Source organism: Olsenella profusa, assembly GCF_016900315.1.
In the GTDB taxonomy this organism is placed as follows: Bacteria; Actinomycetota; Coriobacteriia; order Coriobacteriales; family Atopobiaceae; genus Thermophilibacter; species Thermophilibacter profusus_A.
On the sequence record NZ_JACSNQ010000022.1, the window covers coordinates 1 to 21987 of the forward strand.

Sequence of the window (21987 nt, forward strand, 5' to 3'; positions counted from 1 at the left end):
GGGGTGACCGCCGGGCGTCGGGCGGGGCGACCGCCGGCCGCAGGGCGGGCCACGAGGAGAGGCACGTCCCCAGGCGCAAGGTCCTTCTCGCCGGTGGCGACGCTACTCCGCGAGGTAGGTGGCGCAGTTGAGCGGCGTCTCGTAGACGTCCACCTGGCTGCAGGGCAACCCGCGCTCGCGCAGGCGCTCGCAGAAGTGGCGCGCAAGGTTCTCGGCCGTGGTGCGGAAGGGCAGCATCGTGAGCGAGAAGCCCTCGCCCTCGAGTGCGGCCACCGTGGCCGACGCGAGCGTCCCCTCCTCCACGAGGAAGGTGTGGTCGAACTCCTCGGCCAGGGCGCGCACCTCGCGCTTGAAGACGCCGAAGTCGCAGACCATGTCGCGCTCCGTGCCGGCCTCGCCGAGCTCGGGCGTGCGCAGGTAGGCCACGACGCGCCAGCGGTGGCCGTGGAGGTTCTCGCACTTGCCGTGATAGTCGGCCAGGAAGTGGGCGGAGTCGAAGCTTGCCTCCGTCTTGAGTCCGTACATGGGGGTCCTTTCGCTCAGGTGGTCCGCCCCATGGTAGCGCGTGCGGGGCGGGCGGGCGACGCAGGACGGGCGGGCGGTGCAAGCGGGCCGCGCGCCCGCGGCAAGACTGTCGCAAGCGGCGCGGGCGGGCGACGCAAGCGGGCCGCACGAGCAACGCACGAGGGCCGCGCGTCCGCGCCCGCCGCCTGCGCCCGTCCGCCCCTGTCCGCGCACCCGCCCGCGCGCTACCATGAACGCACGACACGCCGCGAGGAAAGGTGCGCCATGGCCCGCACGAACGCGCCCGCATACCGCTTCGACCGCGCCCGCTACGACGAGCGCATGCGCTGGTGGCTGCACGACCGCTTCGGGATGTTCGTCCACTGGGGCATCTACGCAATCCCCGCCCGCGGCGAGTGGGTGCGCAGCGTGGAGCGCATGCCGGACGCCGCCTACACGCGCTACGCTACCGAGTTCACTGCGCCGGACTTCGACCCGCACGCCTGGGCCCGCGCCGCCCGCGAGGCGGGGATGCGCTACGTGGTCCTCACGGCCAAGCACCACGACGGGTTCTGCCTCTTTGACAGCGCGCTCACGGACTTCAAGGTCACCAACACACCGCTCGGGCGCGACGTGGTGCGCGAGTTTCTCGACGCGGCGCGCGCCGAGGGGCTGCGCGCGGGGCTCTACTTCTCCCTCATCGACTGGCACCACCCGGACTTCCCGCAGTACGCAGACCGCAACGCGCCCCTGCGCAACGACCCCGTCGCCGGCTGCAACGACGGCCGCGACTGGGACCGCTACCTGCGCTTCATGCACGGCCAGGTGCGCGAGCTCTGTGAAAACTACGGTAAGCTGGACCTCCTGTGGTTCGACTTCTCATATGACGACCTGCGCGGGGAGCGCTGGGGCGCCACCGAGCTCATGCGCATGGTGCGCGAGCTGCAGCCGGACGTGGTGGTGAACAACCGCCTGGAGGTCTCCGGCGAGGGCTTCGGCTCGCTCGCGGCGTGCCGCCCCACCCCCTACCACGGCGACTTCGTCACGCCGGAGCAGATCGTGCCGCCGCGCGGCCTCACGGACGCCGAGGGCCGCCCGCTGGCCTGGGAGGCCTGCGTCACGATGAACGACCACTGGGGCTACTGCGCCGCGGACATGCGCTGGAAGCCGGCCGACCTGCTGGTCCGCAAGCTCGTCGAGTGCGTCTCCAAGGGCGGCAACCTCATCCTCAACGTGGGGCCGGACGCGCGCGGGCGCATCCCGGAGGCGTCGCTGCGCACGCTGGCGGAGGTGGGCCGCTGGATGCGCGACAACGGCGAGAGCGTCTACGGGTGCGGGCCGGCGGCGGGAGGTCCCGTGGACGCGCAGAAGCCCGAGGTGGGGCGGCTCACCCGGCGCGGCAACACGTACTACTTCCACCTGATGGAGGGCTCGGTGGGGCCGGTGCCGCTGCTCGGGGTGCCGCCGGAGCGGATCGTCTCCGTGCGTCGCATGGCCGACGGCTCCGAGGTGCCGCTCTCCCGCAGCTGGACGCACAGCGACTACCCCGACGTGGCCTTCGCAGACCTAGGAGGCGAGCCGGGCCTGCCCGACCCGGTGGACACCGTGCTCGCCGTGCGCGTGCGGTAGCCGGAACGGGGACGCGGCAACGGCGGGCCCGGCAAGGGTACGTACACTACCGCAACGGGCCCAGTAAGGGTACGTACACTCAGCAGCCCTCACGTTCTTCTCGCCGCCTACGTTTGAGCAGCTCAGAGACCTGTCGAGAAGAACCTTGACGACGCAACTCTGTACGTACCCTCAAGGGGGCTCGCCGACGAGTGTACGTACCCTGCCGACAGCCGCCATGAAACGCGCGCAGCCCGGCACGCCGGCCACAGAAGTCGTACCATAGCAGGCCGCGAACCGCCCGCGCCGGCAGCCCGCCGGCGCCCGACCAAGGAGCACCCCGCCATGTCGCTTTCCGACGAGCTCGCAGACTACGCAGCCGCGCGCTTTGACGCCCGCCGCCCCCACCTGGGAGAGAAGGCCCGCCAGATCGAGGCCGACCTCCAGACGCTACCCATCGACGAGGCCGTGCTCACGCGCTACTTCTATGCCACGCTACCCCTGACGGACGTCTTTGACACGCCGTTCGAGGTGCTTGCCACCACCGCCCGCCACGCGCTCATGCTGCGCGAGTCCCGGCCGGAGACGGCGGCGCTGCCCGAGGACGTCTTTGTCCACTACGTGGCCTGCCCGCGCGTCAACAACGAGCCGCTCGACCGCTGCCGCGAGGCCCTCTGGGAGACGCTCGCGCCGCGCGTGGCCGGCATGTCCGCCGAGCAAGCCGTGATCGAGGTCAACTACTGGTGCGCCGAGGTGGCCACCTACCAGTCCACGGACGGGCGCACCCTCGGGGCGCTCGGCGTCATTGCGGGGGCGGCGGGGCGCTGCGGCGAGGAGTCCACGCTGCTCGTCTCCGCGCTGCGCGCCGTGGGCATCCCGGCCCGCCAGCTCTACGTGCCCTGGTGGGCCCACTGCGACGACAACCACGCCTGGGTGGAGGCCTACGCGGGCGGCGCCTGGCACTACCTCGGCGCCTGCGAGCCCGAGGAGGCGCTCGACCGCGGCTGGTTCACGGCGGCGGCCGGCCGCGCCCCGATGGTGGCCACGCGGCTCTTCTCCGACTTCGGCTGCGCGCCCGAGGACGTGCTCATGCGCAGCGGCTGCTCCGTCACGGTGGGCGTCACGCAGTCCTACGCCGCGTCCTCCCCGCTTGAGGTGCGCGTCTTTGGCGTTGACGGCAAGCCCGCCGCCGGGGCCACCGTAGCGCTGGAGGTGCTCAACATGGCCGGGTGGCGCCCGCTCGTCACCCTCACCGCAGACGACGAGGGTCGCTGCCGGGCGGTGCTGGGCCATGGGAGCGTCCGCGTGCATGCCTCGCGCGGGTCGTTCATGGCCGAGAAGGACGTAGACACTGCCCGCGTCTCCGAGGTGCGCCTCGCGCTCTCGGCCGCGCGCGTGAACGAGTGCAACTCCGGCTGGCGCGCGCTCGACGTCCGCGCGCCGGAGGACCACCCGGCACCGTCCGGCGCGCTCACGCCCGAGATGGCCGAGCGCGGCCGGACCCGCAAGGCCGCCGCTGACGGGAGGCGGCTTGCAGGGGTGGCGGCGGCACGGGCGCACGCCGAGCGGCTTGCGGCACGGGCAGCCAAGCTGCGGCCGGGTGACGATGCCGCCCTGGCGGCGCGCGTGCTCACCGGCTCGCTTGGCAACGCCGACGAGGTCTTTGCGTTCCTGACGGCCGGGCCGGAGCCGGAGCGCCTGACGCTGCTGGCGGGCCTCGCCCCGAAGGACTGGCTGGACCTTAAGGCCGACGTGCTGGAGGGACACCTCGCGGCCGCGCTGGCGGGACGGGACGCGGCGCTGGCGCGGCTTGGGGCGGCCGGGCTTGGCCCGGATGCCGCGCGCGAGACCTGGGAGCGCTCCGTGCTCTGCCCGCGCATCGGCCTCGAGCACCTGGGCGCCTGGCGGCCCGCGCTGCCGGCGGCGCTGCCCGCCGATCTGGCCGCTCTGGTTGGGCGTGACCCGCGCGCCGCCTGGACGCTGCTCTGCGACAACCTGGGCTTCTCGCCAGCCGAGCACCTGGCCAAGCTCGTGGGCTCGCCGGTGGGCGCGCTTGCCTCCGGCGAGGCCTCCGAGGTCACGCGCCGCACGCTCTTCGTGGCGGCCTGCCGCTCGCTGGGGGTGGCGGCGCGCCTGGCGGAGACGGACGGCCGGGCCGAGGTCCTGGACGCCGGGCGGTGGGCGTGCGTGGAGGACGCACCCGCGGCGGAGCGCACGGTCCCGCTGCGCCTCACCTGCGACGACGGCCGCACTCCGGTCTACGGCGTGGACTGGTCGCTCGCGCGGCTCGGCACGTCTATGCAGGTGGGCGGCCAGGAGCTCTACGGGTTCTTCTCGCTTGACCTGTGGGGGTCCGAGTTTGCGGACGGAGCGCTCGAGCTCGAGGTGCCGGCCGGGACGTATCGCCTCACCACCACGGTGCGTCTGCCGAACGGCAACCAGCAGGCCTGCGAGCGCGCGCTGGCGGTGGACGGTCCGTGCGAAGTGGCGCTGCGCCTGCGCGAGCCGTCCGTGGAGGACATGCTGCAGCGCATCCCGCTGCCGGACGTGGCGGCCCTCGCGCGCCCCGGCACGCGCGGCCTTTCGCTCATGGCCTTCCTGGAGCTTGCCGAGGAGCCCACCGAGCACCTGCTGAACGAGCTTGCCGAAAGCGCGGCGACGGTGGCTGCGGCCGGCGTAGGCGTGACGCTCATGACGCCCGAGGGCACGGACGCCGCGACGGGCGACCCCACCCTCGGGCGGGCACTCACCGCGCTGCGCGGGGCCGGTGCGGACGTGACGCTCGCGCGCGACGACTTCTCCTGGCTGCCCGAGCGCCTGGCTCGTCGCATGTTCGCCAACCCGGAGCTGCTGCCGCTCAGCGTGCTCGCGGACTGCCGCGGGGACGAGCCCGTGGGGCTCTTCGCGCGCGGCGGCTACGCCGTCGGCACCGTTGAGCTGGCGCTGCGCCTGGCCGCGCTGGCGTAGGGCGGGCCGCGGCGCAGGCGGAGGCGCTTACGGAATCGCGGTCGTTGCGGGCACGGGGCTCCGATGCGCTTAGAGAAGCGCGACTGATTCGGTCGGCCTTACACAAAAGAGAGCTTTCCCGAGGCAATTCCCGGCGAGAAGTACTTCTCGCCGAGACGTTACCTAGGGTTTTGCAAGCAAACGCGACCGCCGCGGGCGACAAGCCCGCAACGGCCGCGTTTTCCTAAGCGCACCCTGCGCCTAGAGGTGCATTGGCCGGCATATCGTAAGCAGCCGGCACGCCCGCGGGCGCATCAACGGCACTTTTGCAAGCAACCCGGACAGAAGCACGCCCGGCAAGCACGCCCGGCGAGAAGAACCTCTCGCTTACTCGCCGCCGCCGGCGGGCGCGGAGCCGGACCCGCCGTCCGCAGCACCGCCACGGCCGCGGCCGCCACGGTGGCGACGGCGCCTCGTCTTGGCCGCGCCCTCGGCGCCCGGCTGCGGGCTGCCCGCGCCCTGACCGCCGCGCTGCTGGCCGCCCGGGGCCTGCGCACCGCGCTCGCCGCCGGCCGCACCGCCGCGACCCTGCTGCGCGCGGCGCCTGCGGGACGGCTGCATGCCGCGCGGCTGGTTCTCGCACCCGCCGCGCTCGCCGCCGGCACCCTGCGCAGCCTGGCCGCCCTTGTCGCCCGGTCGGCGCGTGCGACGCGCACCCTGCTGGGCAGCCCCGGAGCGCTGCGCGCCCTCGGGTGCGGAGCCGCCCTCGGCGGCCTGGTGGTGACGGCGCCGGTGCGTTCCGGTGCCCGTGCCCGCCGCGGCCGCGGTGGACTCGCCGGACCGGGGCGCAGCCGACGCTCCCCCGCCGTCGCCCGGGTGGCGCTTGCGGCGCCGGCGCCCCGGCTCCTCGGCGGGGGCAGCCTGTGCGCCGGGGCGCGCGGGCCGCTCGTTCTTCTCGCCACGCGAGGGGCCGGCGGCACCGGCAGCGCTCCCCGAGCTGCGACGACGCTTGCGACGGGTGTCCACGAAGATGTCCGAGGCGTCCGGCTCCTCCACCGGGAGCACGCCGTTCTTGCGGTCGAGCTCGGCGAGGGCCATCTGCACATCTGGGGAGTCCAGCTTGTCCAGCACCTCGCGCGTCACCGTGTCCGGGCGGCAGGGGCAACCGAGCTCCTCGCTCTTCTTGTGCGCGGCCTCGGAGGCCGTCATGTCGGCGAGTGCCACGCGAATCTGCTTGCCGTTCTCCAGCCGCAGGCAGAGCTGCTCCTTGGGCGTGTCGTATTCGACAATCTTGGCCTTGCCGAGCGGCGTGTCGATGACGGCGTTGCGCTTGGGCGCGCGGCTCTTGAAGTCGCGGTAGGCCTCGAACTCGTAGCGCAGGCAGCACATGAGGCGGCCGCACGCGCCGGAGATCTTGGTGGAGTTCAGGGGCAGGTCCTGCTCCTTGGCCATGCGGATGGAGACCGGGTCGAAGCCGGTGGCAAAGCGGCGGCAGCAGAGCTCCTGGCCGCAGTGGCCGTAGCCGCCCACGATGGCGGCCTCCTCGCGCACGCCGATCTGGCGCATGTCTATCCGCACGTGGAACTCGCGCGCGAGGTCGCGCACGAGCTGGCGGAAGTCCACGCGCTCCTCGGCGGCGAAGTAGCAGACGGCCTTGTCGCCGTCGAAGAGGTACTCCACGCCCACCGGCTTCATGTCCAGCCCCGACTCGGTCACGTGGCGGCGGAAGGCGGGCATGGCCTCCTCGCCGCGGCGGGCGAGCTCCTCGGCGCGGTCGAGGTCGGCGTCGGAGGCGATGCGCAGCACGTCGCGCAGCTGCGCGTGGCCGATCGTGGCGGCGAGCTCGTCCTCGGTGACCTCGCGGGCGTCGCCCACGGCCAGGCCGAATTCGTGGCCGCGCTCGGTGGCGCAGATCACGTGGTCGCCCTCCTGGGCGCCGGTGCCTGCCGGGTCAAACCAGAGGTCGCGCGCGGCGTACTTGAACTTCACCGGGATGATGGTGGGCATTCGAGTGCCTCCTTGATGCGAAGAAGCATGACCTCGAGGGTCAGCTGGGGTGATACGTTGTGGGCGAGGTCGTCGCCCGCGCGGGAGACGGCGCCAAGCGCGTCGAGCACGCCGCGGGTGTCGCAGCGCGCCGCGATGCGGTCCACCGTGGCCGCCGCGTCCTCGTTGACGAGGGGGCGACCGGCGTCCTCGCGGCGGACGAGCACGTCGCGCAGGAGCGACTCCGCCGCGGCCAGGGCCTCCATCATACCTGAACGCTCCCGGGCGGTGAGCTCGCGCTTGTTGGCGTCCTCCACCTGCTTGAGCGCCGAGGACGTGAGGAAGTCCTGCGTCTCCTTAAGGGCGTCCTCCTGTGCCTGCTTCACGTCGGCGAGCGGCACGGCGTTTGCGGCCACGATCTTCCGCGCGGAAAGAAGGACGTCCCAGGAGTCGTCGCGCGCAAGCGCGTCCAGGGCGTCCACCACAAGGCGCCTGACCTGCCGGCGGCTCGGCGAGCCGAGGTAGTCCTCGGCGCGCGAGGGGGTGCCCGCCACGGCAAGCGCCACGCGGGCGTCCGCCTCCGTGGCGCCGCTGCCCCGCACGACCTCCTCCACGCCCGCCGCCGGCGAGACCGCACGGAACGGCACCTGCTGGCAGCGGGAGACGATGGTGGGGAGCATCGAGGCCGTAGAGCGCGCGCAGAGGATGAACATCACGCCCGCAGGCGGCTCCTCGAGGGTCTTGAGCAGGGCGTTTGCCGCCGTGCCACGAAGCAGCTCGGCGCGCTCGAGCACGTAGACCTTGGTCCGGGCGCGCACCGGGGCGAGGCTCACGTCAGCGATGAGCTCGCGGACCTGCGCGGCCAGGTAGCCGGTTGCGCTGCCGGGCATGAGCCAGTGGACGTCCGGGTGGGTGCGGTGCGCCACGCGACGGCACTCGTCGCAGGTGGCGTCCCCGCCGTTCGCGCAGATCACGCACTTGGCGAGGGCCTCGGCCGCCTCGTGCTTGCCCGAGCCCGGCGCGCCCACGAAGAGGTAGGCGTGGGACAGCCGGTCCTCAGCAAGGGCCGTGGCCAGGAAGTCGCGCACGCGCGGCTGGTCCTCGAGGGACGCGAGCGCGGCGGGGATGTCGGGCACGGGCGCGGCCATCGGGCTACGCCTCGTCCAGGAGGTCGGAGAGGGCGGAGAGCAGACGCGCAGTGACCTCGCCCTTCTTGCCAGACGCGTCGACGAGCCGGACGCGGGCGGGCTCCTCCGCGGCAAGGCGGCGGAAGCTCTCCCTCACGCGCCCCTGGAACGCCACGCCCTCGGCCTCCATGCGATCCGCGCCGCCGACCGTGGCGCGCGCGTAGGCGGTCTGCGGGTCCAGGTCCAGCACGAGGGTGCGATCCGGGACGAGCTCGCAGGAGCCAAGGCGGTTGGCCGTGGCAACAAGCCCGGCGTCAAGGCCGCGCCCTCCGGCCTGGTAGGCGCGGGTTGAGTCATAGAAGCGGTCGCACAGCACCACGGCGCCGCGCGCGAGGGCCGGCTCGATCACCTGCCGCACGAGCTGGGCGCGGCTGGCCTCGTAGAGCATGAGCTCGCACTCCGGGCACATCTCGGCGTTGGCGGGGTCCAGCAGCAGCGCACGGATTTTCTCAGAGATGGGCGTGCCACCGGGCTCGCGCAGGCGCACGACCTCGCGGCCCCGCGCGGCGAGCGCGTCGGCAAGCAGGCCGGCCTGCGTGGTCTTACCGCAGCCGTCCGCCCCCTCGAGCGTGATGAACACCCCGCGCATGCACCCTCCCGTCATGGGACGCCCCGGCGCCCCGCTGCGATGGCCGTTTTCACTGGCCGTCTGCGTTGGCCGATTGCGCTGGCCGTCTGCATCGGCCCTTCGCGCAATCCTTTGCGTTAACCCTTCTATGGTAGCGCGAAGCGGGTGCGGGCGCGAGAACGCCCTGGGCAGCGGCGTGCAGCGACACGTTCTTCTCGCCGCAAAACGTGACTTTGCGCGAGGCCGCTACGGCTAGCTCGCTGGAAGTCACGCTTTACAGTTAGATAGTGTGACTTAGAGCGAGGTATCACTCGCCAACTCGCTGGAAGTCACGCTTCCGGCGAGAAGAACGTGACTTCGCGCGAGGCAGCCGACGCCGGCTCGCTGGAAGTCACGTTTTGTAGTTAGAGATAGCGTGACTTCGCGCGAGGCAACACTCTCCAACTCGTTCGATGTCACGCTCCACGGCGCCAAAACGTGACATTGCGCGAGCTAGCCGCAACCGCCTCGCTGAAAGTCACGCTTCACAGTCAGATAGCGTGACTTAGAGCGAGACAGCCGCAACCGGCTCGCCAGAAGTCACGCCTCCAGCGAGAAGAACGTGACTTCGCACGAGCCAGCCGCGGCCAGAGCCCGCAGCCGACGCACCTATCGCACGAAGTTGGTCATGACGCCCGGCTCGGACGCGGGCAGCTCCACGCCCGCCGCGCGGCCGGCCTCGATGCACTTGAGCAGCCACGCCATGTTGCGGCCGAGCTGGCGCATGGTCCAGAGGCCCTCGGCGTCCTGCTCCACCTGCTCGGCGGAGTTGCCGTGCACCATGTTCCAGTAGCGGCTGCTCACGATCGGCATCTGGGAGATCGTGAAGTACTTCTCGATGTCGGCGAGCGCCGAGGTGGTGCCCGCGCGACGTGCCGAGGTCACCGCGGCGGCCGGCTTGTACGCAAAGACGTTGGGCTCGCCGGCGCGGCCGTTGGCGTAGAAGAGCCGGTCCATGAAGCCCAGAAGAGACGCGCCCGCACGGCCATAGTGCACCGGCGCGCCGAAGACGAAGCCATCGGCCTCTGCCGCCTTGGCACGGAACTCGTTGACGCCGTCCTTATCGCCAAACGCGCAGCGACCCAGCTTGGCGCAGGCGTTGCAGGCCACGCAGCCGCCGACGGGACGCGCGCCCACCCAGCAGATCTCCGACTCCACGCCGTTTTCGCCGAGCGTCTTGGCAACCTCTTCGAGCGCGCGGTTGGTGCAGCCGTCCTGGTGCGGGCTTCCGTTGAGCATCAGTACCTTCATGCCGTCCCCTCTCTCTAGGACTCCTGCTCTGTGACCGCCTCTCATCTTATCCGCTCGCCGAGGCTATGATACGTGTGACACATTCTGTGGACTCTGTCCCAGCCGATCCCCCGGTACAAAGGAGAGGAACAGCCTTGGACCGCGCTCGCCTGTCTCGTGCCCTCGCGCGAATCGTCGAAGCCACCCGACAAAGGGACCTCCCCGTCAACGCAGACATACTCATGACCGCACAGACCTCACCCGGGGAGCAGGCCCCTCATGCACGGGGCTACGAGTCGATCTCCTGCAGCGTCGACATCAAGGGACCGGAGGCCTCTACCGAAGCCACACAGGAGATCCTTCTCACGCTTCTGGTCAAGGAGCAGCGCTTTGACCAGCTGCTGCTCTCGTCTGCCCCCACTTCCTCAAACCTCTTTCAGTCGCTCGCAGGAAGCATCTCGCACCAGTCGAGCCGCCCGTGGATTACCGTCACGCCAGATGACGCCTCGACCATCCATGACCTGTTCTGCCTCATGGCAGTCATCTATGCGGAGAAGCACCCGGACTGGAGCGTCGTCCTCGAGTCTCTGGCCATGGCCCTCGTCACCATCCTCATGCGACGGGCCCCTGAGACGCGTGACGAGCCTGACGCAGACGCGACCGTGGCCCTTGTCTTGCAGGACATCGCCGCAAAGCCGGAGTCGGTGACGCTCTCTAGTCTTGCCGAACGGTTCTCGTACAGTCCGAGCCGTCTTTCCACGCTCATCCGCGAGCATAGCGGAAAGACCTTCTCCGAGCTCGTTCGCGAGCAGCGCATGGAGCGGGCCGCCCTGCTCCTCAAGACGACGGAGGTGCCCGCGCGAACCATAGCCTCGATGGTTGGCTATGGCAGCACGAGTAACTTTTACCACGCGTTCGAGGAGCGCTTTGGGATGTCGCCTCGCCAGATGCGAGCGGCACGCGAGCCGAGAAACGCGATTTAGCCCCTACTTCACCCTCTCGAGCTCCCCGCCGCGCACCTCGAGGATCTGGTCGGCGGCCCCGTCGAGCTCGCCGGAGTGCATGACGGCCACCACGGTCCTCTCCCCCCTCATCCCCTCGACGAGGCGGCACAGCCCCTCGCGGGCGGCCCCGTCCAGGTTCGTGAGCGGCTCGTCGAGCAGCAGCACCGGGGAGCCGCCGGAGAGCGCCCGCAGCAGCCCGATCTTCTGCCGCTCCCCCAGGGAGAGGTTGAGGGGCTGGTCGGTGATCTCGCGGGAGGCGAGGTCCCCCAGGCCCAGGGCCCTCGCGGCGGCCGGGTCTGGCCGCGCGCCGAGCATGTTGTCGGCCAGGGTGCCCGCCACGACCGGGACGGGGTAGGTGAGGTAGTCGCACGAGGCGAGCTCGGGGGAGAGCTCGGCGCGCCCGTCGAGGCACGCGGGGTCGGAGAGCCCGGCGAGGAAGTCGAGCAGCCGCGACTTGCCCGAGCCGTTGGGCCCCTTCACGACCACGAGCGATCCCGCGCGCACTTCGATGCCCCGGGCGCGGAACAGCGGCTCCCCCGAGCGGGAGGCGTCGGCGTAGAGCGCGCCGTCCAGGCGGGCGACGACGGGGCCCGCCTCCCCGCCCCTCAGGGCGCCGAAGCCGGAGGGCTCGGCGGCGCGGGAGGCAAGGGAGCGAAGGCGCTCGACGTGCGGAACGTTTGACGCATAGGAGGTCAGGGCCAGGAGAAAGGCACTCAAGGGCTCCTGTGCCAGAGAGGCCACGATGTAGGCGGTGAACACGCTCCCCGCCGGCGCGGCCCCTTCCAGGCAGCGCCACGCGCTCACCCCTAGTACGCCCACCTGCAGAAGGTTGGTCAGCAAGGTCGGCAGAGAGTTGGCGAGCTGCTGCCAGAACTGGCGCCTGAGGCAGAAGCGCTCGTAGCCCTCTCCGCGCTTTCGATACCTCGCCCCGAAGAACACCTCGGAGTGCGTCGTGTTGATGGACCGCTTCGATTCGACGATGCTCTTTGCCTCTCCCATGAACGCGTCCTGGGCAGGCAGGCCGTCTCTTTGAATCGCGGCGAGCCTATTCGCCGGAAGCATCATCGCGCACCCGAACAGCGCAAAGTAGGCGAGAAACACCGGGACGAAGAGGGCGTCCAGCGCCCCAGCGCCGATGAGAACGGCAATGAGGCAGATTGTCGATCCGACGAGCAGGACGTTGGCGTCGGCATAGCTCTTCCCATAGACGTCCGTGGAGCCCGAGAGAACGTTGAGATAATACCCTTTGTCACTCTTCTCGTACTCGGCCTGGGCCATACCGAGCACGTCGCGCAGCGCACGCGAGGCCGCGCGACCGAGTCGCTCGATCTGCACCTTCACGGGCACCCAGGTCTGCAGAACGATGACCGCCGCACCTCCCACGACGGAGAGGGCGAGGCAGCCGAGAAGGACGGGCACGGCATCATCGCCCGCACCCTTCTCCGCCATCGCGCTCACGAGGGACCCAGCCCCAAACGCAACCGCAATCGAGAGCACCGTCGAGAGCGCGTACCCCACGGCAGCGCACACGTTTTTCCAGCTTGGCTGCACAACCGGATAATCCCGGGAATCCGAAGAGCCAATCGAAACCACCTTCAACGCCCCTTCCTACTTCACCCTCTCGAGCTCCCCGCCGCGCACCTCGAGGATCTGGTCGGCGGCCCCGTCGAGCTCGCCGGAGTGCATGACGGCCACCACGGTCCTCTCCCCCCTCATCCCCTCGACGAGGCGGCACAGCCCCTCGCGGGCGGCCCCGTCCAGGTTCGTGAGCGGCTCGTCGAGCAGCAGCACCGGGGAGCCGCCGGAGAGCGCCCGCAGCAGCCCGATCTTCTGCCGCTCCCCCAGGGAGAGGTTGAGGGGCTGGTCGGTGATCTCGCGGGAGGCGAGGTCCCCCAGGCCCAGGGCCCTCGCGGCGGCCGGGTCTGGCCGCGCGCCGAGCATGTTGTCGGCCAGGGTGCCCGCCACGACCGGGACGGGGTAGGTGAGGTAGTCGCACGAGGCGAGCTCGGGGGAGAGCTCGGCGCGCCCGTCGAGGCACGCGGGGTCGGAGAGCCCGGCGAGGAAGTCGAGCAGCCGCGACTTGCCCGAGCCGTTGGGCCCCTTCACAACCACGAGCGATCCCGCGCGCACTTCGATGCCCCGGGCGCGGAACAGCGGCTCCCCCGAGCGGGAGGCGTCGGCGTAGAGCGCGCCGTCCAGGCGGGCGACGACGGGGCCCGCCTCCCCGCCCCTCAGGGCGCCGAAGCCGGAGGGCTCGGCGGCGCGGGAGGCAAGGGAGCGAAGGCGCTCGACGTGCGCCTTGTTTGCAACATAGTAGCTCCTCAACATGGCGGCTTTGCTCATGGGGGCGCGAAGCAGCAGCGACAGCTGATATGCGGTCACCACCTGGCCGGTACTGAGACTGCCCGCAGAGAAGAGCGCGAAGCCCGCCATTAGGGTCACGACCTGCAATACGCCGCCAAGTGCCGCAGGCAGGCCCTCGGCAATGGCGTCGAGCAGCTGAAAGCGCTTCATGAATGAGACGAAGGAGTCGTTCGACTTGTCGAACGACTCCTCAAAGAACCGGACCGCGTGCGCTGCGCTGATCGAGCGCTTCTCCTCGATCATCTTGCGCCCCGCATCAAGCCAGCTCTCTCGACGGGGAAGGTACTCCTCCTGAGCGGCCAGCGTGGCCTTGCACGGGCGATCAGTCGCCACGTAGTACAGAGGAACGTACAGGAGAAAAATCCCGGCCAGCCAGGGGCTGACCGCACAAGCGAACGCAAGAATCGCGACCACGCTGAGCACGCAGCCAACGCAGAGGATGTTCATGGACGCGTAGAGGTCCCCGTACGTGAACGAGGAACCAAAGGCGAGGTTGAGATAGTGACCCCTCCCCTCCTTCTCAAACTCGGTCTGAGAGAGGTAGAGGACGTTGTGCACGGTCTCGACCGAAGCGCCCACCTGCTTCGCGATGTTGACCTTCTGCGGGAGCCAGTTTCCCAAGACAAAGCTCAACGCGGCGGACAGGACGTAGACGCCGGCGAGAACGCAGGTGTCCCGCGCAATCTCGAGAAGCGTCCTACCCTGCGCGACGCCATCGACGATGTCGCCCACCAACACGCCCGCCACGATGCCCGACACCGTCACGACAACCTGGCACAGCGCATAGAGCACGTTTCTCGGCGTGACGTCGAGCACCGGATATGCCGTTTGCCTCCTCATGCCCATCTCTCCTTCCGTCACCCGCAGTTCTCGGCAGCCCCGCCCGAGGCATCGTTCGCCGCCACATAAGCCTTAAGTTCCTCAACGAGGGCATAGCGCTCGGGAATGCAGGCTTGCTCACCGCTCGCCATGGAACAGGACCCAAGACACAAGGGAAAAACGGTACATCCCTTGCAGTGCTCGCGCGCTACATACTTTCTTGGCTTTGCTCCATCCGATGATTGCTTCACCTTCTCGGCACAGTACCTAGACTTCACCCCGGGTCCTAAACAGAACGCACGGCCAACTCCAAACTCGCAGGGCAAGCTGGCGGGAGAAGGAAGCGTCAGCGGCATCCCAAGCCTATGACACGTTGACAGGAACTCTACGCGAGCAAGAGCAAACTCCGACTGAGACAATTCGGTAAAGGCGTCGCTGTTCTTCTCGTCCCGCAACCGGGCAAAACAAACGCGAACGCGTTCCCAAGAAAAATCCGCCAAGCTAGTTAAATCATTCAGTAGCTCATTGACTGAGCCAGCGTTCTCCTTACAGACGTTGCACCGAATCTCCAGGTTGGATGAGTATTCGCGCAGGATCTTTTCAACAAGCAACATCTGCTGACGGTAAGAAAATGACCTCACCTGCTTGAGTTGGTTATGGTAAATCTCATTTCCATCGAACGTGAGCCTAATTCGCTGGAAACCAATTCGCGAAAGAATGTCATCGTCGAGCAGCGAACCGTTCGTCGACAATGTGGCCTCGTACTTCACTCCCTTCTTGGTGGCTATCCGCTTGACCCCTTCGTCTATAGCGCAAAGCGCCTTCTTGTTAAGAAGAGGCTCGCCTCCAAAGTAATTGAGGTGAGATGACCTTCATGGTGAATCCTTTCTCGAGATCCAACAGATGCCTGTGGCGTTGGGACCCAGCTGGGCTAGCATCAGCTTGTGTTTCGGCTCCCTTGTCACAGCAACTATCCTAGGAATACGCATGACAAAGGGGCGCCCCACCCGCGCACATCGCATCGCAGGGCCCACCGCGCAGAAACTTCGGCGCACTAGATGGCTTCTACTCCCCCGCCGCCAGCTTGTTCACGCGCCGGTCGTAGGTGAGAAGCCCGTTGGTCTCCTCCTCCACGTCGCTGAGCTGCGTGTAGACAAACCCCGCGAGGCCGGACTCGCGCAGCGACAGCGCCTGGTCCAGCAGGGCGCGCGCCTCGCACGCGAACTGCTCGCCGCTCTCCGCGGCGTCGTAGCCATACGACGTCGCGAGGCTCACGTGGTCCGGCACCGACCAGCTCACGCCGCCAAACTCCGAGATCACGAACGCACGCCGCTCGCGGGCGGGGTCGCGCCACACCTCGAGCGGCCGGAAGTAGTTGTGCACGCTGAAGACGTCCCCGCAGAGCTGGTCGTACCAGCCGCTCGCGGCGCTGACCAGGCGCGTGGGGTCGAGCGCGCGCACGTCGTCGCAGGCCGCGCGGGCGTCGAACTGCCCCCAGCCCTCGTTGAACAGCGTCCAGCCCACCACGCTCGGGTGTCCCCGGAGCAGCCGGACCGTCTCCGCGCAGCTCTCGCGCCACTCGCGGCGATAGGCGGGGTCGTCCGCGGCGAGCCTGCGGGCGGCGCCCGGCCCCCTGTCGGACGTCAGCGACCAGCTCGCTCGAAAGAGCGTGGGCTTGTAGCTCGTGTGCCAGGCACCGTACGCGCCGCCGCCCGAGACCATGTCCTGCCACACGAGGATCCCCAGACGATCGCACAGCGCATAAAAGCGCCGCGACTCCACCTTGAGATGCATGCGCAGCAAGTTGAAGCCCATCCCGCGCGCGGCGAGGATGTCGTGGGCGAGGGCCGCCTCGGCGGGCGCGGTCATGAGGCCATCGGGCCAGTAGCCCTGGTCGAGCACGCCGCGCAGAAAGATCGGCCGGCGGTTGAGGCTCACGCGCGCGGCCCCATCCTCTCCCGTGCGCAGCTCCACGCGACGAAAACCACAGTAGCTGCGCAGCCGGTCGGAGCCAAAGGTCAGCTCGATGTCATAGAGGTGGGGGTCGCTCGGCTTCCAGGGACGGGCGTCGGGCAGCGCAAGCCCCAGGCGGACCTCGCGCGCCCCCTGGCTCCGGACGGAGGCGCGCGCGACCTCGCGGCCACCGTCGCTCAGCCGCGCGATCAGCGTGCCCTCCCCCACCACGCGGGCGAGAAGGACCAGCGCCCCGGACCCGTCCTCGCAGAGCCGCGCGTCCACCGACAGCGCGCTCACGTGCGTGGCGGGCACGACCTCGCACCACACTTCCTGCCAGATGCCGCTCTGCGCCGTGTACCAGATGCCCCCACGCGCTAAGCGCTGCTTGCCGCGCAGCTGCGTGCCCGCGTCGCTCGGGTCAAAGACGCACAGGGCGAGATGGTTGGCGCCGGGGCCCGGGCGCAGGGCGTCGGTGACGTCCGCGAAGAAGGGCAGGTAGCCGCCCGTATGATCGCAGACAGGCACTCCGTTGACGTAGACCGAGCACGCCCAGTCCACCGCCTCGAAGTGCACCAGGAGCCGCTCGCCCGCCCCGAGCGCGGGCGGTTCGAACGCGCGCCGGTACCAGAGCAGCTCGTCGGGCCGGAGCTGCCGACCCACGCCGGAGAGCGGGGCCTCGGGCGAGAAGGGCACGCGGATGGGCTGCCAGTCGCGCTCCGGCGGCGTGGCCGTGCGCCAGGCGCGAGCGGCGTCCGGAGCGCTCACGAACGCGCACTCCCACGTGCCGTCGAGCGAGGTCCACGCGGCGCGCTCCATCTGCGGGTTGGGGTGGGAGGCGAAGGCCGAGGTGAGGTCCTTCTCGCCGGACACGATCTCCTCTCCCCACGGAGTCCAGAGCTCGGTCAGTTCTACGTCCTGCGGGGGCTTGGGCTTGCTTGCAAGCACGCGTCTCAGGTCCAGCATGGGCACCTCCATCCTTTGCCATCGTGCCCATTGTGGCGCAGACGGCAATCGCGCGTGCGGGGCGGCCCAGGTGACCGGGTTGCGCCTGCCGTTCCCGGCGCGTGGATTCGTCGCCGTGGGCGCCAGGCTGCCATCGCGGGCCTCAGGCTGTCGTCCCATGGCACGCTTTTTGAGATTTTGTGGCAACAGGCCCATCCCGCTCTAAACGTGCGTTATCCCAAAACCTCATAGTTGGCCTGGAGTGGGCGCGGTGGAGCTTGAGGCTGGCCCGGGCAAGGCGAGCAAGGCCTGAGGCAGGGCGCGACGGGGCCTCTGGCGGGACCAACGGGGCATGGGGCGGCCCGCCGAACGGCGAGAAGAACGTGCGACCCGCAAGCCGCGCGTCCTTCTCGCCTACGCTAGGACTTCTTCTTGGGAGCGGCCTTGCTCTCGCCGCCCCTGCGCACGCCGCTGGCTCGCCCGCGGCCGGGCGCGGCCTTGGCGGTGGCCTTCTTCTCGCGGCCGGGGCAGCTCATGTTGGGGCAGAGCTTCCAGGGACCGCGGGCCGTGGTCACCACCACGAGCGGCGCGCCGCAGTCCGGGCAGGTCTCGCCCGTGGCCTCGAGCTTTCCGCGGGCGGGCAGCGGGTAGCTCGTCCCGCACTCGTCGTAGTTGGTGCAGCGGATGAAGCGCTTGCCGCTCTTCTCGGACTTGTGCGCCACCAGGCGCCCGGAGCGCCCGGCCTCGTGGCACGCGGGGCACTCCCCCACGTCCACGTCCGGCTCCCGGTTGGTGGGGCAGGCCGGGTTCACGCAGGTCTCGTACGCGCGGCTGCGGAACGGCTGCACCTTCACGCGCGGTGCCCCGCACTCCGGGCACACGGCCGCCTCTCCCTCCAGCGCGGAGATCTTGCCCTGCGGCAGCGGGTAGGTGACGTCGCAGTCCGGCCAGCCCATGCAGCCCACGAAGCTGCCGCGCGTCTTGGCGGAGGTCTTGACCACGAGGTCCTTGCCGCACTTGGGGCACACGCCAATCTTGGCGTCGGCCGTCACCGCGTCGGCGATCTGCTCGGAGAGGTCGTCGGTGTGCTCCACCAGGGCGTCCATGAGACCCGCCAGCAGCGCGCGGGAGTGGTTGACCACCTGCTCCTGGGTGTCGGTGCCCTCGGCGACCTTGGTCATGTCGTCCTCGAGCTCGGCGGTCATGTCCGGGCTCGTGATGCGCGGGGCGTACTGTGTGAGCGCGTCGATGATGGCCATGCCCAGCTGGCTTGGCTCCACCGGGTCGTTCTTGAAGTAGCGACGCTGGTAGAGCGTGTCGATGATGCTCGCGCGCGTGGACTTGGTGCCGAGCCCGCGCTTCTCCATCTCCTGGATGAGCTTGCCCTGGCTGTAACGGGCGGGCGGCTCGGTCTGCTTGGCAAGCAGCTCCATGCCCTCGACGCCCACCACGTCGCCCTCGGCAAGGACCGGGAGCTGGTCGTCCTTCTTGAGGCCGTAGGGATAGGCGGCGCGGAAGCCGGGGTCCACAAGCACGCTGCCGGAGACCGTGAACGACTCGCCGGCCACGTCGATGGTGACCTTGGTGCCCTCGATGGTGGCCGGCCCCATGAGCGTGGCCAGGAAGCGCCGCGCAATGAGGTTGTAGAGCTTCCACGCGGCGGGCTGGAGCTTGTCCGGGTCCGCGGGCGCGGTGGGGTAGATCGGCGGGTGGTCGGTGGTCTCCTGCTTGCCGCGGGTGGCGGTGAGCTTCTCCTGCTTGAGCAGCTCGTGGCAGACCGTGCCGTAGGCGGGCACGGTGGAGAGCATGCGTACGCAGTCGCGCAGGTCGAGCGACTTGGGATAGACGGTGTTGTCCACGCGCGGGTAGGAGATGAGGCCGTCCATGTAGAGGCTCTCGGCCAGGCGCATCGTGCGCGCCGGCGAGAGGCCCTCGGCGGCCGCGGCCGCCTGGAGCGAGGTAGTGTTAAACGGCGCGGGCGGGCGCTGCGTGCGGCGCTTGCGCTCGACGGCCGTCACGGTGCCGTGGTCGGCGCCCTCCACGTGGCCAAACGCGGTCTGGGCCTCAGTCTGGTCCCAGAAGCGGGAGGTGGCGTGCGTGATCTTGAACGGGCCCGCGGCGTCGCCGGGCTTCTCGGCCTGGCCCTGGATGACCCAGTAGTCCTCCGGCTTGAAGGCCAGGCGCTCGCGTTCGCGCTCCACCACAAGCGCCAGCGTCGGCGTCTGCACGCGACCGGCCGAGCGCACGTTGCCCAGGCCGCTCCAGCGCGCCGCCGTGAGGTAGCGCGTGAGCACGGCGCCCCAGATGAGGTCGATGTACTGGCGGGACTCGCCGGCGTCGGCGAGGTCCTGGTCGAGCTCCACGAGGTTCGTGAAGGCGTGGTCGATCTCGGCGCGGGTGAACGCGGAGTAGCGTGCGCGGCTCACGGGCACGTCCGGCGCCACCTCGCGGATCTGGCGCAGCGCGTCGGAGCCGATGAGCTCGCCCTCGCGGTCGAAGTCCGTGCCGATGATGACGCTGTCGGCCTTCTTGGCGAGGTTCTTGAGCGCGCGGATGATCTCCTTCTCGGCGGGGAGCTTCTCGATGGGCGCCCACACCAGGTAGGGCAGGCTCGCAATCTTCCAGCCCTTGAGGTCGATGCCGTTGGCCAGGTAGGGCTTGCGCTTGGACTTGTAGGGCGGGCGCTCCAGGCCGTCCGGTACGTCGGCCGGCAGCAGCTCGCCGTCGGCCGTGACGCCCTGCCAGCCGGCCTCCGGGTCGAAGGTCAGCTGGACGGGGAAGTCCACCTTGAGGATGTGGCCGCGCAGACCGATGGTCACGCAGTCCTCCCCGTCCCAGGTGAAGCGGTAGACCGGCGTGTTGTAGACCTTGTCGGCCTTGGGCTTGCCTGAGGTGGAGAGCAGCCGCGCGATCTGCTGGGCGGCGTCGTTTTTCTCGGTGACGATGAGCCTCACGCAACCACCGCCTAGAGCTGGTCGAACTCGTGCTGCTCGTAGTCCTCGCGCGTCCACTTGAGGGCCTGCTTGCCGTCACGCGCGATGATGATGTAGCGCGCCACGGCCAGGGCCACCTCGTAGAGGGCGATAAGAACCGCGAACATGAGAATCATCGTGACCGGCGAGGCGTCGGGCGTGACCACGGCAGAGAGAATCATGAGGGCCACGTAGATGATGCGCCACTGCGAGCGGAAGGTGCTGTACGGCACGAGGTGGAGGATCGAGAGGTAGAAGATCACGAGCGGCAGCTGGAAGGCGATGCCGAAGCCGATCTCAAGCAGCATGTAGATGTTGAGGTAGTCCTCGGCGTTGGCCATCGACTGGGCGAACTCGAAGGTCTGGTCGAGCAGCCAGCCGAAGGCCGCCGGCTGGATAACGAAGAAGCAGAAGATCATGCCCAGGAAGAACAGGGCCACCATCGCGGCGACGGTCGGCACCACCCAGCGGCGCTCCTTGGGCTTGAGCGCCGGCAGGAAGAACGCCATGACCTCCCAGATGATGATCGGGCAGCAGATGATCACCGAGAAGAACAGCGCGACCTTGAAGCGGATGGTGAAGCCGCCGAGCGCGGTGAAGACGTAGAGGTCGCCACCGCGCATGGCCTCGCGGATCTGGCCGATCATGAGCTCGATCAGCGTGGGCGTGGCAAAGTAGACGATGACGGCACAGACGATGACGGAGACCACCACGATGGTGAGGCGACGGCGCAGCTCGCCGAGGTGATCCATGATGGGCATGCGTGCGGGTCCGATCGGCATGGCTTAGGCCTCCTTCTCAACATCGGTCGCAGAAGCGCCGTTTCCGTCGGGGATTCCCCCGTCTGCTCGGCGCTCGTCGCTGCGCTCCTCGCTCACTTCGTGACTCGCAACGGGGGAATCCCCGACGGAAACGGCGCGAGCGATCGCGCTAGAGGCCTCGGCCTCGTCGGTCCCGGCGGCAGTGCTGGCGGTAGCGGGGGTCATCGCGTAGAGGTCGGCGAGGGAGGGCTTTGCGGGCTTCTCGGGTGCGCCCTGCGGCGCGGCGGCCTCGGTCCCCGCCTCGGCGGGAGCGCCCTCGGGGGCGTCAGAGTCGGCGGGCTCGTCGTTCTTCTCGGCGGCCGCGGCCTCCTTCTCCGCGCGCTCGCGGGCGGCCTTCTCCTCGGCGAGGCGCTTCTTGCGCTCGGCGAAAGTCTCGGTGCGCTTGGGGCGCGCGGCCTCGCCGTCCTCGCCCTCGGGAGCGTCGATGTCTGCGTCCTCCTCGAACTCGACGGAGCGCTTGCGGTTGGGGCGCTTGGGGCTGTCGCTCATGGCCTCGGCCGCCGGGTCGACGATCTCGGTCTGGACGACCTGGGTGAAGCCCTCCTGGGCGTTCCTGAACTGGCGCAGCGCGCGGCCCAGGGTCCTGCCCATGCCCGGCAGCTTGTCCGGGCCGAAGATCATGAACGCAAAGAGCACGATGAGGACGAGCTCGGTCTCTCCTATGCCAAACACTTGGTGCCTACCTCCTCTGGGGTCTGCCTAGGCCTCGCGGACGTTGAGGTCCGCCGACACGCCGAGAAGCCCGAGCACGCGCGCCACGTTCTTCTGCGGACGGGCGACCTCAAAGCGGACGTTCTTCTCGGCAGCGTGGTGCGCAGCGCCTACCAGGACGCCGATGCCCGTCGAGTCGATGTAGGGGACCTCGGAGAGGTCGACCACGACGGCGGGCGCGCCCTCGCCGAGGCACGTGTCGATTGCGGAGCGGAGCTGGTCGGCGTTGGAGACGTCGACCTCGCCGCTCACGGCGACGACGCTCGCGTCCTGCGCGGCGTCGGTGCTGACGGTAATGGAAAGGCTCATCGCTTCTTCCTTTCGGGCGGG

16 protein-coding genes are annotated in these 21987 nt (G+C 69.6%); 3 read left to right on the top strand and 13 right to left on the bottom strand.

Annotated features, from left to right (window positions below; genetic code table 11):
• Positions 1-102 precede the first annotated feature (102 nt).
• Positions 103-525: a 6-pyruvoyl trahydropterin synthase family protein gene (locus H9X80_RS08195; protein WP_204793855.1), complete on the bottom strand. Its 423-nt coding sequence runs from the start codon at positions 523-525 to the stop codon at positions 103-105.
• Positions 526-789: 264 nt separating this feature from the next.
• On the opposite strand from H9X80_RS08195, the gene H9X80_RS08200 reads away from it, so the two are divergent.
• Both H9X80_RS08200 and H9X80_RS08205 read left to right on the top strand, forming a co-directional pair.
• Positions 790-2133: an alpha-L-fucosidase gene (locus H9X80_RS08200; protein WP_204793856.1), complete on the top strand. Its 1344-nt coding sequence runs from the start codon at positions 790-792 to the stop codon at positions 2131-2133.
• A 324-nt stretch (positions 2134-2457) separates the two neighbouring features.
• A complete protein-coding gene (locus H9X80_RS08205; protein WP_204793857.1) occupies positions 2458-5079 on the top strand; it encodes a transglutaminase domain-containing protein in 2622 nt (873 codons plus the stop codon).
• Positions 5080-5445: 366 nt separating this feature from the next.
• Here the strand turns inward: H9X80_RS08205 and ricT are convergent, their stop codons facing one another.
• The 4 genes from ricT to H9X80_RS08225 form a co-directional block, all read right to left on the bottom strand.
• Entirely contained in the window at positions 5446-7065 is a 1620-nt protein-coding gene (gene ricT / locus H9X80_RS08210; RefSeq protein ID WP_204793858.1) for a regulatory iron-sulfur-containing complex subunit RicT, read from the bottom strand.
• On the bottom strand, positions 7044-8192 hold the full coding sequence (locus tag H9X80_RS08215) for an ATP-binding protein (RefSeq protein WP_204793859.1): 1149 nt from the start codon (positions 8190-8192) through the stop codon (positions 7044-7046). Before H9X80_RS08215 ends, ricT begins: the two co-directional genes overlap by 22 nt.
• Before the next feature lie 4 nt (positions 8193-8196).
• Positions 8197-8820: a dTMP kinase gene (gene tmk / locus H9X80_RS08220; protein ID WP_204793860.1), complete on the bottom strand. Its 624-nt coding sequence runs from the start codon at positions 8818-8820 to the stop codon at positions 8197-8199.
• A gap of 627 nt (positions 8821-9447) precedes the next feature.
• On the bottom strand, positions 9448-10089 hold the full coding sequence (locus H9X80_RS08225) for a flavodoxin family protein (protein ID WP_204793861.1): 642 nt from the start codon (positions 10087-10089) through the stop codon (positions 9448-9450).
• Positions 10090-10310: 221 nt separating this feature from the next.
• On the opposite strand from H9X80_RS08225, the gene H9X80_RS08230 reads away from it, so the two are divergent.
• Positions 10311-11051: a helix-turn-helix transcriptional regulator gene (locus H9X80_RS08230; RefSeq protein WP_204793862.1), complete on the top strand. Its 741-nt coding sequence runs from the start codon at positions 10311-10313 to the stop codon at positions 11049-11051.
• 3 nt (positions 11052-11054) lie between these two features.
• Here the strand turns inward: H9X80_RS08230 and H9X80_RS08235 are convergent, their stop codons facing one another.
• The 8 genes from H9X80_RS08235 to H9X80_RS08270 form a co-directional block, all read right to left on the bottom strand.
• Entirely contained in the window at positions 11055-12590 is a 1536-nt protein-coding gene (locus H9X80_RS08235; protein ID WP_204793863.1) for an ATP-binding cassette domain-containing protein, read from the bottom strand.
• Between the two features lie 90 nt (positions 12591-12680).
• Positions 12681-14276 carry an ATP-binding cassette domain-containing protein gene (locus H9X80_RS08240; RefSeq protein WP_204793864.1) on the bottom strand — a complete coding sequence of 532 codons (1596 nt, stop codon included), beginning with the start codon at positions 14274-14276 and terminating at the stop codon, positions 12681-12683.
• Positions 14277-14293: 17 nt separating this feature from the next.
• Complete coding sequence (locus H9X80_RS08245; protein WP_204793865.1) at positions 14294-15025, bottom strand: hypothetical protein; 732 nt, start codon at positions 15023-15025, stop codon at positions 14294-14296.
• A gap of 295 nt (positions 15026-15320) precedes the next feature.
• Positions 15321-17174, bottom strand: coding sequence for a glycoside hydrolase family 2 protein (locus H9X80_RS08250; RefSeq protein WP_204793866.1), 1854 nt, complete (start codon positions 17172-17174; stop codon positions 15321-15323).
• 398 nt (positions 17175-17572) lie between these two features.
• Positions 17573-20107 (bottom strand): DNA topoisomerase I, encoded by a 2535-nt coding sequence (locus H9X80_RS08255; protein WP_204793867.1) that lies wholly within the window; start codon positions 20105-20107, stop codon positions 17573-17575.
• Between the two features lie 11 nt (positions 20108-20118).
• Positions 20119-20907, bottom strand: a complete 789-nt coding sequence (gene tatC / locus H9X80_RS08260) for a twin-arginine translocase subunit TatC (RefSeq protein WP_204793868.1) — start codon at positions 20905-20907, stop codon at positions 20119-20121.
• Between the two features lie 3 nt (positions 20908-20910).
• Positions 20911-21618 (bottom strand): twin-arginine translocase TatA/TatE family subunit, encoded by a 708-nt coding sequence (locus tag H9X80_RS08265; protein ID WP_204793869.1) that lies wholly within the window; start codon positions 21616-21618, stop codon positions 20911-20913.
• Between the two features lie 27 nt (positions 21619-21645).
• On the bottom strand, positions 21646-21966 hold the full coding sequence (locus H9X80_RS08270; protein WP_204793870.1) for an STAS domain-containing protein: 321 nt from the start codon (positions 21964-21966) through the stop codon (positions 21646-21648).
• Positions 21967-21987: the final 21 nt, after the last annotated feature.